At 71.6% G+C, this 14,621-nt stretch carries 10 protein-coding genes; 3 read left to right on the top strand and 7 right to left on the bottom strand.

What is annotated here, in order from left to right; genetic code table 11:
• Nucleotides 1-38 precede the first annotated feature (38 nt).
• From glpK to AB0912_RS18350, 4 genes are all read right to left on the bottom strand, one after another.
• The gene (gene glpK, locus AB0912_RS18365) at nucleotides 39-1,559 is read right to left on the bottom strand and encodes a glycerol kinase GlpK (protein WP_366700848.1); all 1,521 of its coding nucleotides are present in this window, start codon (nucleotides 1,557-1,559) and stop codon (nucleotides 39-41) included.
• 542 nt (nucleotides 1,560-2,101) lie between these two features.
• On the bottom strand, nucleotides 2,102-3,808 hold the full coding sequence (locus tag AB0912_RS18360) for a GGDEF domain-containing protein (protein WP_366700846.1): 1,707 nt from the start codon (nucleotides 3,806-3,808) through the stop codon (nucleotides 2,102-2,104).
• A 145-nt stretch (nucleotides 3,809-3,953) separates the two neighbouring features.
• Entirely contained in the window at nucleotides 3,954-5,144 is a 1,191-nt protein-coding gene (locus tag AB0912_RS18355) for a lipid-transfer protein (protein ID WP_366700844.1), read from the bottom strand.
• Nucleotides 5,145-5,172: 28 nt separating this feature from the next.
• Complete coding sequence (locus AB0912_RS18350; RefSeq protein ID WP_366700842.1) at nucleotides 5,173-5,619, bottom strand: zinc ribbon domain-containing protein; 447 nt, start codon at nucleotides 5,617-5,619, stop codon at nucleotides 5,173-5,175.
• Between the two features lie 206 nt (nucleotides 5,620-5,825).
• Here AB0912_RS18350 and AB0912_RS18345 point away from each other — a divergent pair, with 206 nt between their 5' ends.
• Nucleotides 5,826-6,362 carry an NUDIX domain-containing protein gene (locus AB0912_RS18345; RefSeq protein WP_366700840.1) on the top strand — a complete coding sequence of 179 codons (537 nt, stop codon included), beginning with the start codon at nucleotides 5,826-5,828 and terminating at the stop codon, nucleotides 6,360-6,362.
• A gap of 3 nt (nucleotides 6,363-6,365) precedes the next feature.
• On the opposite strand, the gene AB0912_RS18340 is transcribed toward AB0912_RS18345, so the two are convergent.
• A complete protein-coding gene (locus AB0912_RS18340) occupies nucleotides 6,366-8,735 on the bottom strand; it encodes a TIM-barrel domain-containing protein (RefSeq protein WP_366700838.1) in 2,370 nt (789 codons plus the stop codon).
• A gap of 213 nt (nucleotides 8,736-8,948) precedes the next feature.
• On the opposite strand from AB0912_RS18340, the gene AB0912_RS18335 reads away from it, so the two are divergent.
• Nucleotides 8,949-10,916: an acetoacetate--CoA ligase gene (locus AB0912_RS18335; protein ID WP_366700836.1), complete on the top strand. Its 1,968-nt coding sequence runs from the start codon at nucleotides 8,949-8,951 to the stop codon at nucleotides 10,914-10,916.
• A gap of 127 nt (nucleotides 10,917-11,043) precedes the next feature.
• The gene (locus AB0912_RS18330) at nucleotides 11,044-11,937 is read left to right on the top strand and encodes a hypothetical protein (RefSeq protein WP_366700834.1); all 894 of its coding nucleotides are present in this window, start codon (nucleotides 11,044-11,046) and stop codon (nucleotides 11,935-11,937) included.
• An 89-nt stretch (nucleotides 11,938-12,026) separates the two neighbouring features.
• Here AB0912_RS18330 and ptsP read toward each other — a convergent pair whose 3' ends face one another.
• Entirely contained in the window at nucleotides 12,027-13,697 is a 1,671-nt protein-coding gene (gene ptsP / locus AB0912_RS18325) for a phosphoenolpyruvate--protein phosphotransferase (protein ID WP_366700832.1), read from the bottom strand.
• A 77-nt stretch (nucleotides 13,698-13,774) separates the two neighbouring features.
• Entirely contained in the window at nucleotides 13,775-14,224 is a 450-nt protein-coding gene (locus AB0912_RS18320; protein ID WP_366700830.1) for a PTS glucose transporter subunit IIA, read from the bottom strand.
• Nucleotides 14,225-14,621 lie beyond the last annotated feature (397 nt).

The following is a 14,621-nucleotide window of genomic DNA, read 5'->3' as shown; positions in this document are numbered from 1 at the left end:
TGTTTCGCGCCGGCTGCCGCGGCCCCCGGACGCCGTGTTCAGCCGATCGCGTCGTCGTGCCAGCCGAAGCTCTTCTCCACCGCCCTGCGCCAGTTGTGGTACTCGCGGTCACGCACCGACGTCTCCATGGACGGCCTCCACTCGACGTCCTTCTGCCAGTGCGACGTCAACTCGTCGAGGTCGCCCCACACACCGGTGGCGAGCCCGGCCGCGTACGCGGCTCCCAGGCAGGTCGTCTCGGACACCTTCGGACGGATCACCGGCACGCCGAGAACGTCCGCCTGGTGCTGCATCAGCAGATTGTTCTTCGTCATGCCGCCGTCCACCTTCAGGGTGGTGATCTGGACGCCGGAGTCCTGGTGCATGGCGTCCACGACCTCGCGCGTCTGCCAACTGGTCGCCTCCAGCACCGCGCGGGCTAGGTGCGCCTTGGTGACGTACCGCGTCAGACCGGTGATCACGCCGCGCGCGTCGGACCGCCAGTAGGGCGCGAACAGGCCCGAGAAGGCGGGCACGATGTAGGCGCCCCCGTTGTCCTCGACGCTCGCCGCCAGCGTTTCGATCTCGTCGGCGCTGCGGATGATGCCGAGCTGGTCGCGGAACCACTGGACGAGCGCGCCGGTGATCGCGATCGACCCCTCCAGGCAGTAGACGGGCGCCTCGGAGCCGATCTTGTACCCCATGGTGGTCAGCAGCCCGTTCTTCGAGGGAACGGGCCGGTTCCCGGTGTTGAGCAGCAGGAAACTCCCCGTGCCGTAAGTGTTCTTGGCGGCTCCGACCTCGTAGCAGGTCTGTCCGAAGACCGCGGCCTGCTGGTCGCCGAGCGCCGACGCCACGGGAACACCGGCGAGCCGGCCCACCGCGGTGCCGTACACCTCGGCGGAGGACCTGATCTCCGGGAGCACCGCCTCGGGGATGTTCATCGCCGAGAGGATCGACGGGTCCCACTGGAGCGTCTCCAGGTCCATCAGCATCGTCCGGCCCGCGTTCGTCACGTCCGTGACGTGCCGGCCGCCGTCCGTCCCGCCGGTCAGGTTCCAGATGAGCCACGAGTCGATCGTGCCGAAGGCGATCTCGCCGCGCTCGGCACGCGCGCGCAGGCCAGGCACGTTGTCCAGCAGCCAGGCAGCCTTGGGCCCGGAGAAGTAGCTGGCCAAGGGGAGTCCGGTCTGCTCGCGGAAGCGGTCCTGGCCGTCCGTGCCGCCCAGCTCCGCGCAGAGCGCCGAGGTACGGGTGTCCTGCCAGACGATCGCGTTGTGGACGGGCTTCCCGGTGGCGCGGTCCCACAGCACGGTCGTCTCGCGCTGGTTGGTGATGCCGAGCGCGCTCACCTGGTTGGCGCGCAGTCCGGCCTTGGCGATCGCCCCCGCGACCACCGCCTGGACCTTGGACCAGATCTCGGTGGCGTCGTGCTCCACCCACCCCGGCTTCGGGAAGATCTGGCGGTGCTCACGCTGGTCGACGGCGACGATCGCGCCACCCCGGTCGAAGATGATGCAGCGGCTCGATGTGGTGCCCTGGTCGATCGCGGCGACGTACTTCTCGGCGTTGTCCGTCATGGCGTCCCCTTACGTGTGCTTCGTCAGGAGCTGCGTGCGGGTCGGACGGTCGTGTCATGGACGGCGGGACCTGTGGAGCGTGCGGGCGGCGCACACCGGCGCCGGGCGGTCCGAGGGCGGGGAGGTTCCGTGCCCCGCCCGGCGTCCGTGACGAGCGTGCCGTCGTGAGCGTGCGTCGTGGCGGAATCGCCTGTGGACACGGCCCTGGGCGCAGGTCGTCGAGCGGCGCGGTGCCCGCACACGCTCGAACGCGGCGATGCCGACTGACACCCGGAAGTGTTCTCCGGCGCCCAGGAGGCGTCAAGGTCGTGGACCGCAACGGTTCGAAGGGCGCAAACGGGACGCGTCTCGGGGGCCCTGGGAGGAATCGGCCGCCACGTCTCGCCGTCCGGACTTACGGCCGGAAGGCGCCCCGAGGGCCACTCCGCCCGTCCGTCCGCGCCACCCGAATCCACCGAGTCCCGTGGGCCCAACGGCCAAACCGGGCCTCGCCCTGACACAGGCACCGCGACCGCGAACTGCCACCGGTGACCCGGTGCCGCTCAACCCGTCAGTGACTGTCCGTACGGTGCCCTCGGAGCCGGAGCCGGAGCCGGAGCCGGAGCCGGAGCCGGAGCCGGAGCCGGAGTCCCCGTGCCCGTGCCCGTGCCCGTGCCGCGAAGGATCTCATGGCCGGGCAGACCGGCCCGTCCCAGCGCCCAACTCGCCCCGCCCAGCGCCTTCGCGGCCTTCTTGAGCGGCGCCAGGCACGCGGCGGCCTGACGGTGGTCGCTCACGCTGCCGGGGACGCACACCACCGTGGCCAGCGACAGCGTGACGACCCGCCCGCCGGCCGCCCACGGCGTGTCGAGCGCCGCGTTCGCCAGCGCGTCCAGTGTGTCGGGGTCGGTGAGGACGAGGAAGTCGTCACCGCCGATGTGTCCGACACGCGTCGACTCGGACGCCATGACCTGCAACGCCCGCCCCACCGCCCGGATCAGCTCGTCGCCCGCGGCGAACCCGGCGCCGTCGTTCACCTGTTTGAAGTGGTCGACGTCCAGCCAGCTCAGCGCGAACATCCGGCCGGCCGCGATCCGCCGGTCCACCTCCGAGGTGATCGCGTCCGAACCGGGCAGCCTGGTCAGCGGATTGAGCCCCGCCGCCTCCTCGACCCGGCTCTCGGACAGGGCGCGTACGAGGTCCGCGAGCCGCACGACGCCCACGCACCGCCCGTACCTGTCGACGACCGCGACGTCGTCGGACGTACGGTCCCGGTCCCCGTCGGCGACGACGTCGAGCACCTCCCAGGCCGTGGCGTCCACGCCGACCGTACGCGGCGGATCACCGAGCCGGGCGGCCGGCCGGTCGGCGTACAGCGCGTGCCCGTAGCGCCCGGACATCGACAGCAGGAAGCGCGACCGGTGCACCGACCGGACCGGAATCCCGGAGGGGTCCACCAGGAGCACCCCGGACACCTCGGGCGACCCGGTGAGCAGTGCCCTGACCTGTCCGGCGGACGCGGACGCCGGAAGCAGCGCGGCCGGGCGGACGAACTGGCGTACGGAGGGTCCGGGCCGTGGCGTCGGGGCGCCGCCCTGGGACAGCGGCGGAACGTATACGTCCGCCGAGGGAAGCCGCGAGGGTGCCGCGAACAGCTCTCCCTGCGCGAGCTGGGCGCCCGACGACAGCGCCGCGGCACACTGCTGCTCGGTCTCGACGCCCTCCACGGAGAGCAGTGCGCCCAGTTGCTCGCAGAGGGTCCGCATCGCGCGTACTGCGGCGGGCCGCGACAGCAGGGACACGTCGAGCTTCATCAGTTCGGGCGCCAGGTCGGTGAGCAGCCGCAGGGGTACGTCACCGTCGCCCACGCCGTCCGCGCAGATCCGGAAGCCCTCGGCGCGCACGGCGGCCACGGCGTCCAGCAGGGCGCGCTGGGGCACGTGCGTGTAGGGCGGGCCCACGTCGACGGTGACCTCCCAGGGGAGCCGTCCGGCGTCGCGCACCTCGCGCAGCAGCGCCGTGAGCCGGCCGAGGTCCGCGAGGGTTCCGGCGAAGACGTTGACGTGCAGGGGGAGCAGGGTCTCCCTGTGGGCGGCGGCCCGGACCGCCAACGCGGCCAGCCGTCCGTCGAGTTCGGGGTCGCGCCGGGCCTGTGCCAGGATGTCGCCGGACTCCGGACGGGCGAGGATCTCCAGCGCCGCCACCCCTCCGGTCGTCAGATTGACGACCGGCTGGAAGGCGAAGCGGACACTGTCCGTCCAGGAGGGCACGGCAGCATGATGCCGCCGACGGCGCACGCCGGTGGGCGATTCATGAGGTGTTCACGCACGATTCCGGGCTCGTCACCGTGCGTGCGCACGGCCCTCGGCGGTCTGAAGCCGTCGAACGGACCGGCAAGGGCTGCGGGAACCGGGCCTATCGCACCGCGACCACCGCCGAGCCGTGTCCGAACAGCCCCTGGTTCGCGGTGATCCCGACGCGGGCCCCGGCCACCTGCCGGTCGCCGGCGCTGCCCCGCAACTGCCAGGTCAGCTCACACACCTGAGCGATGGCCTGGGCCGGCACGGCCTCACCGAAGGAGGCGAGTCCGCCGCTGACGTTCACGGGTATCCGTCCGCCGAGCGCCGTGGCGCCTTCCCTCAGCAGCTTGGCGGCCTCGCCCTCGGCGCAGAGCCCCAGATCCTCGTACCACTGCAACTCCAGGGCGGTCGACAGGTCGTAGACCTCGGCGAGGGACAGGTCCCCGGGGCCGACGCCCGCCTCCTCGTAGGCCGCCCGCGCGATCGAGGCACGGAAGGTGTCGGCCGCGGGCTCCACCGCGACGGCGGAGTCCGTGGCGATGTCCGGCAGGTCCAGGACCGTGCTGGGGTAGCGGGGCGTGACCGTGGACACCGCGCGGATACGCACCGGCGCCGCCACACCGTGCCGACGGGCGAACTCCATGCTGGACAGCACCACGGCCGCACCGCCGTCGGAGGTCGCGCAGATGTCCAGGAGCCGCAGCGGATCGGCGACCACCGCGGAGCCGGCGACCTCCTGCGCGGTGACGCGCTTGCGGTAGCGCGCGTTGGCGTTGAGCGCCCCGGCCGCCGCGTTCTTCACCTTGACCTGGGCGAAGTCGTCCGGTGTGTCGCCGTGCAGGAACATCCGGCGGCGCGCGTACAGCCCGAAGTACGTCGGGTTCGTCGCCCCGAGGACGCGGAACCGCAACCAGTCCGGGTCGTCGGGCCGGTCCCCGCCGGCGGGCCGGAAGAACCCCTTGGGGGCGGCGTCCGCCCCCACCACCAGCACCACGTCCGAGAGACCCGCGAGGATCTGCGCGCGCGCCGTGGCGAGTGCCTGCGCCCCGGACGCGCACGCCGCGTACACGCTCGCCACGCGGGCTCCCTGCCACCCCAGGGCCTTCGCGAACGTCGCGCCCGCCACATACCCCGGATATCCGCCGCGAACGGTGTCCGCTCCGACGACCGACCCGACATCGCGCCAGTCGATCCCCGCGTCGGCCAGTGCCGCGCGCGCGGCCACCACCCCGTACTCGACGAACCCCCGGCCCCACTTGCCCCATGGGTGCATCCCGGCGCCGAGCACCGCCACCTCACCGGTCACGCCGCCACCCCCGTACGCCCCGTGCTCCTCACGCCGTCACTCCCGTCGGCCGCCAGTGCCATGTCGTCCAGGTCGTCTCCGCGTCCTCGTTCAGCACGCCGGGGACGACCTCCACCTCCATGCCCACCGCCAGGTCGGCGACGGTGATCCCGGGAGCCGCCTGACCGAGGACCACGAGGCGCTCGGATTGCAGCTCCGCAGCGATCAACGCGCAGGGGTTCCACGAGAGTTCCGGATCGGTCACATACGGTGACGGAGGCCGGTACCGGCTGTCGGTGTACGACCAGACGCGGCCGCGGGGAGACAGCGGCACCTCGGCCAGCTCGCCGCCCGGGCAGCCCGGATTGCGGCAGAAGGTGTCCTCGCGGGGAAAGAACACCGAGGCGCACGCGGAACAACGCGTGCCCAGCAGGCGGAAGTCGCCGCCCTCGCCGGTGAACCACCCGGCGACGACAGGTCTACGTGTGCGCGACAAGGTCCCTCCACGACACCAGATCTGACGGAACGTCAGAAGTGTGCCATGGGGCGCTGGAATTGGGCAGGGCGCCGAAGCGAACCAAGGGGGCTGCCCGGGCGTCGGAGTACCTGTGGGGACGGCCGGGGCCCACGGGGGTGGATCCGGCCGCCCCCGTCCGGGCCACCCCGAAGACGTGTGTTCGGTGATCCGCTACAGTCCGCCTCGTGTCAGCGACCCCGCACCCGCCCGCCGATCTCGGCCCCGGCTCGCACTGTTCGAGCTGCGGCGCCCCCTACGGAGAGGGCGTCTCCGACTGGCCCCGAACCTGCCCCGCCTGCGGCACGGTGGCCTACCGCAACCCGCTGCCCGTAGCCGTCGCCCTCCAGCCCGCCTACGACGACAAGGGCGCCGCACTCGTCGTCATCACCCGGACCATCTCTCCCGCGCGCGGAGGCATCGCCCTGCCCGGAGGGTTCATCGACCACCGGGAGGACTGGCGGCACGCCCTGGTGCGGGAACTCGGCGAGGAGACGGGCATCGACGCGGCGGCCAGGGACGTCCGCCTCGCCGACGCGATGAGTTCCCCCGCAGGCCATCTGCTGCTCTTCGGGCTCCTCCCGGAACGCCCCGCCGCCGAACTGCCGCCGTCGGCCCCCACGAACGAGACGGACGGCTGGCACCTGCTGCGCCGACCGGCCGAACTGGCCTTCCCGCTGCACACCCTGGCCGTCCGAGCCTGGTTCGAGGGACGGTACATCTGAGGGTCACCCCGCCCCGAGCCCCCGTACACGCACCGGATACGAGGGCTCGCTGAGACCCCCCTTGCCGCCCGCCCGGCGCACCACCACCTCGCGCCCCTCCCAGCGCGTCACGAAGCGCTCGATCTCCGACTCCTCCCACCCGTCACCCGCGTCCGGCACGAAGAGCCCGCTTCCGCCACGCCCGCGCGCGGGAGCCCACGCCTCCAGCTCCAGCCCGCCGTCGACACCCCGAACGGGCAGCACCGAACCGGCTCGCGCCAGCACCGGAATCCGCGACAAGGGGGCGTCCACCAGCACCTGCGCCGGCCCCTCGTACGCCTGCCCGGTCACCGTGTCGTACCAGCGCCCGCGCGGAAGCTGGACCGCCCGCCGGTCCGCCCCGTGATCCAGCACCGGGGCCACCAGGAGACAGTCCCCGAGCAGGAAGGCGTCCTCGCAGTCGCGCAGCGCGCGGTCCTCCGGCGTGTCCCACCACAGCGGCCTGACGTACGGCGCGCCCGTGCGTCGCGCCAGATGCGCCAGCGTCATGAAGTACGGAAGCAGCCGCCGTCGTTCGAGGAGCGCCACGCGCGCGTGCCCCAGAACCTCGTCACCGAACTCCCAGGGCTCCCTGCGCCCCGCGCGCAGACTCGCGTGCGTGCGGAACAACGGCAGGTAGGCGCCGAGCTGGAACCACCGCAGATACAGCTCGGGCGACGGGCTGCCGTCGAACCCGCCCACATCGGGCCCCGAATAGGGCACCCCGCACAACCCGAGCCCCATGACCAGCGACAGCGACGCCCGCAGCCCCGGCCAGCCGGTGGCCACATCCCCGGACCAGGTCCCTCCGTAGCGCTGCATCCCGGCCCAGCCGGAGCGCGAGAACAGGAACGGCCGCTCCTGGGGGACGAGTTCACGAAGCCCCTCATACGCCGCCCGGGCCATGCCCAGGGCGTACACGTTGTGAGCCTCACGATGGTCCCCGCCGCGTCCCTCCAGAGAGTGCCGTGCCGACCGGGGCAGCGTCGACTCGCCGAAGGCCGTGAACGAGGTCGGCTCGTTCATGTCGTGCCAGAAACCCGCGAACCCCTGCTCCAGCCTCTCCTTGTAGCGGCCGCCCCACCACGCGCGCGTACCCGCGCGCGTGAAGTCCGGATAGACCGACTCGCCCGGCCACACCACTCCCTGCACGAGCCGCCCGGCGGCGTCCTTCACGAACGCGTCCTCCGCGACACCACTGTCGAACACCGCGTCACCCGGCTCCGCCTTGACCGCCGCGTCGATGATCGACACCAGCCGGATCCCGTCCCGGCGCAACTCCTCCGCCAGCACGGGAAGCTTCGGGAACCGCTCGCGGTCCACCGTGAACACCCGGTGCCCGTCGTAGTGGTCGATGTCCAGGTGGACCGCGTCCAGCGGCAGTTCACGCTCCTGGTAGCCCGCGACGATCCGGCGCACCTCCTGCTCACCGCCGAAGCCCCACCGCGCGTGCTGGTGTCCCAGAGCCCACGCCGGAGGCAGCGCGGCGGCTCCGGTCAGCGATGCCCAGGCGTTCAGCACGCGCGCGGGGGTGCCCACCATCACCCAGCAGCGCAGCGGGCCGCCGTCCATCCGCAGCTCGCACGAACCCGCCCGGTCGTGCCCGGAGCCGGCGCCCTCCTCGCCCTCGCGCAAAATCACCGTGCCGTCCCAGGAGGTGTCGTGGAACACCAGATGCGTGCCCGCGTCGGCGACCACCAGTTGGATGGGCATGGTGACGTACAGCGGATCGTCATCCGGCCCGAAGGCCCGTCCCGGGTCGGTGTTCCACAACCGGTACGCGCCGTCCCGCAACCGTGGCCCGCGCGACCGCCCGCCAAGCCCGAAGAACCGGGCGTCGGCCGCCACCTCGGAGCGCTGCATCCAGCGGGCCGCGCCCCCCTCGGCCGTCTCCCACCAGCGCGGCGGCAGATCACGCCGCAGGACCACCCCGCCCGGGGTACGCACCTCGACCGCCCCGTGCCGCGACACCACGACCGTGACCCGCTCGGCGACCACCCGCCATCCGCCGTCCTTGTCCGGCTCCAGGACGGCCCGCGGATCCGGCTCCGGACAGCGGCCCGCGAGAGCGTACGACGGCTCGGGAGCCGCCCCGTCCCAGCCCCAGAACACCGCACCGCTCACCGCCACACTGATCCGTAGCTCGGAGCGGGTGAAGCGGACGACTCCGCCACCGGGGCCCGGCTCCACACCGAGCACCGGTCCGGGCACCCGCGCCCGCTCGGCACCCGGCCGAGGCAGCCCCACTGCGTCAGCACGCCTCCTGCGCCACGCGGCCCGCACCGTGCGCAGCCCCTGTGTGGCACCCCCCGAGCCGACCGCTCTCACCGAACGCACCAGGTCACGACCGTCCATGCTGCTCACCCTGCCACTACCGGCGTCACGCGAGTGAGCCGTTCAACTGCCGTTCACCCGCGGCGACGCCACATCTTCACGTCGCCGACCATGAGCGGCGCGCTCTGGTGCAGAAGTCGATCACATGGCATCGTCCGTGTCAGCCGCGTCCCGCGCACACCCCCTCCCGTGCGCGACCGACGCACACGACGCGCACAGTCCGGGAGCCGCTCCATGTCCACCGCGAACCCCCTGCCGCTCTGGCGGCCCACCGACGAGATCGTGGCCCAGTCACAGGTCACCAAGTTCCAGACCTGGGCCGCCGACCGGCACGGAGCCCCGTCCGACGGCGGCTACGCGGCCCTCCACCGCTGGTCGGTGGAGGAGCTGGAGACGTTCTGGAAAGCCGTGACCGAGTGGTTCGGCGTACGGTTCTCGACTCCCTACGCGCGCGTGCTCGGCGACCGGTCCATGCCGGGCGCGCGGTGGTTCGCCGGAGCGACCGTCAACTACGCGGAGCACGCGCTGCGCGCCGCCGAGACCCGGCCGGACGAACCCGCGCTCCTCCATGTCGACGAGACCCACGAGGCCGTCCCGGTGACCTGGTCCGAGCTGCGCCGCCAGGTCGGCTCCCTGGCCGCGGAACTGCGCGCCCTGGGTGTACGGCCGGGGGACCGCGTCAGCGGCTATCTCCCGAACATCCCCGAGGCCGTCGTCGCGCTCCTCGCCACCGCGGCGGTCGGCGGCGTATGGACCTCCTGCGCGCCCGACTTCGGAGCACGCAGCGTACTCGACCGCTTCCAGCAGGTCGAACCCGTCGTCCTGTTCACCGTCGACGGTTACCGCTACGGCGGCAAACAACACGACCGCCGCGACGTGGTCGCAGAACTGCGCCGCGAACTGCCCACCCTGCGCGCCGTCGTCCACATTCCCCTGCTGGGTACCGACGCCCCCGACGGCGCTCTGGAGTGGTCGTCCCTGACCTCCTCCGACACCGAGCCCGTCTTCGAGGAGGTCCCCTTCGACCACCCCCTGTGGGTGCTCTACTCCTCCGGTACGACCGGCCTCCCCAAGGCCATCGTCCAGTCCCAGGGCGGCATCCTCGTCGAGCACCTCAAACAGCTCGGCCTGCACTGCGACCTCGGCCCCGAGGACCGTTTCTTCTGGTACACGTCCACCGGCTGGATGATGTGGAACTTCCTCGTCTCGGGCCTCCTCACCGGGACGACGGTCATCCTGTACGACGGCAGCCCCGGCTTCCCGGACACGGGCGCCCAGTGGCGTATCGCCGAACGCACCGGAGCGACCCTTTTCGGCACGTCTGCCGCCTACGTCATGGCGTGCCGCAAAGCCGGCGTCCACCCCTCCCGCGACTTCGACCTCAGCCGCGTACGGTGCGTCGCCACCACCGGCTCGCCCCTGCCGCCCGACGGATTCCGCTGGCTGCACGACGAGGTCCGCGACGACCTGTGGATCGCCTCGGTCAGCGGCGGCACGGACGTCTGCTCCTGTTTCGCCGGAGCCGTCCCGACCCTGCCCGTCTACATCGGCGAACTCCAGGCCCCGGCCCTCGGCACCGACCTGCAGTCCTGGGACCCGAGCGGCAAGCCCCTCGTCGACGAGGTCGGCGAACTGGTCGTCACCAACCCGATGCCCTCCATGCCGATCCGCTTCTGGAACGACCCCGACGGCAGCCGCTACCACGACAGCTACTTCGACACGTACCCCGGCGTGTGGCGCCACGGCGACTGGATCACCGTCACCTCACGAGGCTCCGTCGTCATCCACGGCCGCTCCGACTCGACGCTCAACCGGCAGGGCGTCCGCATGGGTTCGGCGGACATCTACGAAGCCGTCGAGCGGCTCCCCGAGATCAGGGAATCGCTGGTCATCGGCGTCGAACAGCCCGACGGCGGCTACTGGATGCCCCTGTTCGTCCACCTCGCCCCCGGAGCCGTCCTGGACGAGGCACTCCTGGACCGCATCAAGCGGACCATCCGCGAACAGCTCTCGCCCCGCCATGTCCCCGACGAAGTCATCGAAGTCCCCGGCGTCCCCCACACCCTGACGGGCAAACGCATCGAGGTCCCGGTCAAACGCCTGCTCCAGGGCGCTCCGCTGGACAAGGCGGTCAACGTCGGCTCGGTGGACAACATCGAACTCCTGCACTTCTACGAGGAACTGGCCCGCCGACGCGGCTGACGGGAACCAGGCCGCCCCCGCGGTGGACCCTGCCCCCGGTCCCGCCGCCGATTGCTCCCCCAGACCGGATTGTCAGTGCCCTCGATTACTGTGAGTGAGCATTGATCGACTGCGCACTGGGGGAGAAATGGCAGACATCCGGCACCACACCCTGCGACGTGTCCTGCGCCGCGAGATCGCGGGCACCATCGGCCTGCTGACCGACGAACACGACTTCCGGACCATGCGGAGCTACCGCAGCTTCGCCTTCGACGACCACACCACCTATCTCCAACAGGTCGAATCACTGCTGCGAAGCCTCGCGGCCCAGGGCGGCCACACCTCGGTGGCCCTGTTCGACCCGGTCGAGTACGCCGAGTTCTGCGCGGAAAGCGGCCTGGAACCCGACACCCCCGCCAGCCGCACCCGCTTCACCGCACATCTGGCGGCGAACGGCCCCACCGTCCCCTACGACGGGCAACCACTGGCCGATCTCGTCCCCGACCTGGTCGACGAAGCCGTCCGCCAGGCCACGTGGGAGTACGCCACCACCGTCCTGAGCCGCATCGGAGCCTGCGCGACCTGCGGCGAGGACATCGGCCGTGCCGCCTTCGTCCGCGCCGCCCACCTCCTCACCCGCGTCCTCGACACCGCCGGCCCCGGCAGCCTCCATCTGGTCTGCAGCGTCTCGACGGCACCCGACACACTCGTCGCCGTCCTCCGCGTGGACGAGCACACCGAGGACACGATCCGCCTGGACGAATCCGAGGCCCTCGAATTCACCACGGTGCTCGCCCTCGGCATCGCCACCCGCAGTGCCGGCGGACTCGTCATGCGCACCACCACGGCCGACACCACCGACCGCGTCTACGGATGGCGCCTGCGCGGCGAGAACCTCGAACCCCTCACCGCCTCCGAGGTGTTCGACGCCTACTGCACCGACATCGAATCCGGCGACCTGGTCTCCCCGGAATCAGGCGTCGACTACGGCACACCCCCCGACCTCGGCGACACCGGAAAGGGGAGCGACCACACCCACTGAACGCGAAGGGGCGCTCCATCCACCGATGGAGCGCCCCTCATCCCGCCGCGACGATCAACCGTCGCCCTCCGGCCGGCCGTGCCCTCTGGCTACTCGCCGGACAGCACAGCCTGCGCGGCGCCGCGCGCCTCTTCCGCCGTGTCCGCTGCACGCGCGGCGGCAGCCGCGCGCTCGCACTGGGCCAGCGTGTACTTCGCCAGCGTCGACCGCACATAGGGGATCGACGCGGCACCCATCGACAAGGAGGTGACACCCAGACCGGTCAGCACACACGCGAGGAGCGGATCCGACGCGGCCTCACCACAGACACCACAGCTCTTGCCCTCGGCCTTGGCCGCGTCCGCGGACAGCGCCACCAGGTCGAGCAGCGCCGGCTGCCACGGGTCCTGGAGCCGGGACACCGCGCCCACCTGCCGGTCGGCGGCGAAGGTGTACTGCGCGAGGTCGTTGGTGCCGAGCGACAGGAACTCGACCTCCTGGAGAACCGAGCGAGCGCGCAGCGCGGCGGAGGGGATCTCCACCATCGCGCCGAACTTCGCCTGCAGCCCGGCCGCCCGGCACGCGTCCGCGAACGCCTTGGCGTCCGTACGGTCCGCGACCATCGGGGCCATCACCTCGAGGTAGACCGGCAGTCCCTCCGAAGCCTTCGCGAGGGCGGTGAGCTGCGTACGCAGCACATCGGGGTGATCGAGCAGCGAGCGAAGACCCCGCACACCCAGCGCGGGGTTCGGCTCGTCGGCCGGGGTGAGGAAGTCCAGCGGCTTGTCCGCACCGGCGTCGAGCACGCGCACCACGACCCGGCCCTCGGGGAAGGCCTCCAGGACCTGCCGGTACGCCTCGACCTGCTTCTCCTCGGACGGCGCGTTCTGGCTGTCGTCGAGGAAAAGGAACTCCGTGCGGAACAGGCCCACACCCTCGGCGCCGGCCGCCACCGCAGCAGGCACGTCCGCGGGACCGCCGACGTTGGCCAGCAGCGGCACCTTGTGCCCGTCCGACGTGGCACCCGGACCCGTCGAGGCCGACAGCGCCGCCTTGCGCTCGGCCGCGGCCGACTCCAGCTGCGCCTTCTTCTCGGCGCTCGGCTCCACGAAGACCTCGCCGCTGCTGCCGTCGACAGCAACCACGGTCCCCTCGGCCAGCTCGCCGGCGCCCGGGAGAGCGACCACGGCGGGCACGCCCAGCGCACGGGCCAGGATCGCGCTGTGGCTGGTCGGCCCGCCCTCCTCGGTGACGAAACCGAGCACGAGAGCCGGATCGAGCAGCGCCGTGTCGGCGGGCGCGAGGTCACGGGCGATGAGGACGTACGGCTCGTCGCTGTCCGGGACACCAGGCATCGGCACGCCGAGCAGGCGCGCCACGATGCGGTTCCGCACGTCGTCGAGGTCGGCCACCCGCCCGGCGAGGTACTCACCGGCACCCGCGAGCAGTTCCCGGTACGCGGCGAACGCCTCGTAGACCGCGCGCTCGGCCGTGCTGCCCACGGTGATCCGCCGCTCCACGTCGGCCATCAGCTCGGGGTCCTGGGCCATCATGGCCTGGGCCTCAAGCACTCCCTGGGCTTCGCCTCCGGCCAGATTGCCGCGCGCAATCAGGTCGGCCGCCACAGCCTCCACGGCCTTGCGGGCACGCCCCTGTTCGCGCTCCGCGTCCTCCGCAGGGATCTGCTTGGCAGGCGGTTCGAGAACCGCCGTCCCCATGTGCCGAACCTCGCCGATCGCCACACCGTGGCTCACGCCGACGCCTCGCAGCGTTGTCTCCATCTCACCCGTCTCCGATAGTGCGGCGGGTCCCGCCGCCGCGATGATTGTCGTACGCACCGTCCGGGACGGCGCTGATGTCACTGCCAGCCGAACAGTTCGTCGTCGGCCTTCACATCGCCGTCCTCACGGACGTTGGAGAGGGCGTCGGCCGTGGCTTCGAGGGCCACGATCGGGCACACCGGGGACTTGCCGGCGGCCTCCACGGCGGCGGGGTTCCACCGGACGACGGCCTGGCCGCGCGTCACGGTGTCCCCCTTGTTGACGAGCAGCTCGAAGCCCTCGCCATTGAGCTGCACGGTGTCGATGCCCAGGTGGGTGAGCACGCCGTGGCCCTCACCGTCGACGACGACGAACGCGTGCGGGTGGAGCGAGACGATCACGCCGTCCACGGGGGCGACAGCCTCCGAGGGCTCACGCACGGGGTCGATCGCCGTGCCGGGGCCGACCATGGCGCCGGAGAACACGGGGTCCGGTACTGCTGCGAGTCCGATGGCGCGTCCTGCAAGAGGGGACGTCACGGTGGTCATGGGAAGCCTCCCAGGGGTGGAGATTTATATGGGCCGTCACTGCCTGTCCCGGACGGCACACTGTTTCAGCAGGGTATGTCATATGAAGTGCCGGTTCCGCATGAGAGGTCCCGGTTGGCGGCCGTAGAACACAGGGGAAACGATTTGCGCCTGCTCCCGGGCCCCATGTACAGTCGTACCCCTGCTTGAGGCTGAGCGACGTCACCAAGCGTCGTTGCCTGGCAGCACCCAACTTGTCAGATCCTATCTCGGGGTCTCGTTCTGCATGTTTGCGGGACGGTGGTCAGAGAGACAGGAAATCGCTGATAGAGTCGGACTCGCCGGAAAGGGAAACGCGAAAGCGGAAACCTGGAAAGCGCCGAGGAAATCGGATACGGAAACGGTCTGATAGAGTCGG

The sequence above is a fragment of the Streptomyces sp. NPDC007084 genome (genome assembly GCF_040703595.1).
In the GTDB taxonomy this organism is placed as follows: domain Bacteria; phylum Actinomycetota; class Actinomycetes; order Streptomycetales; family Streptomycetaceae; genus Streptomyces.
The sequence above is the reverse complement of the archived record's forward strand: the minus strand, read 5'-3'. Positions and strand labels throughout refer to the sequence as shown.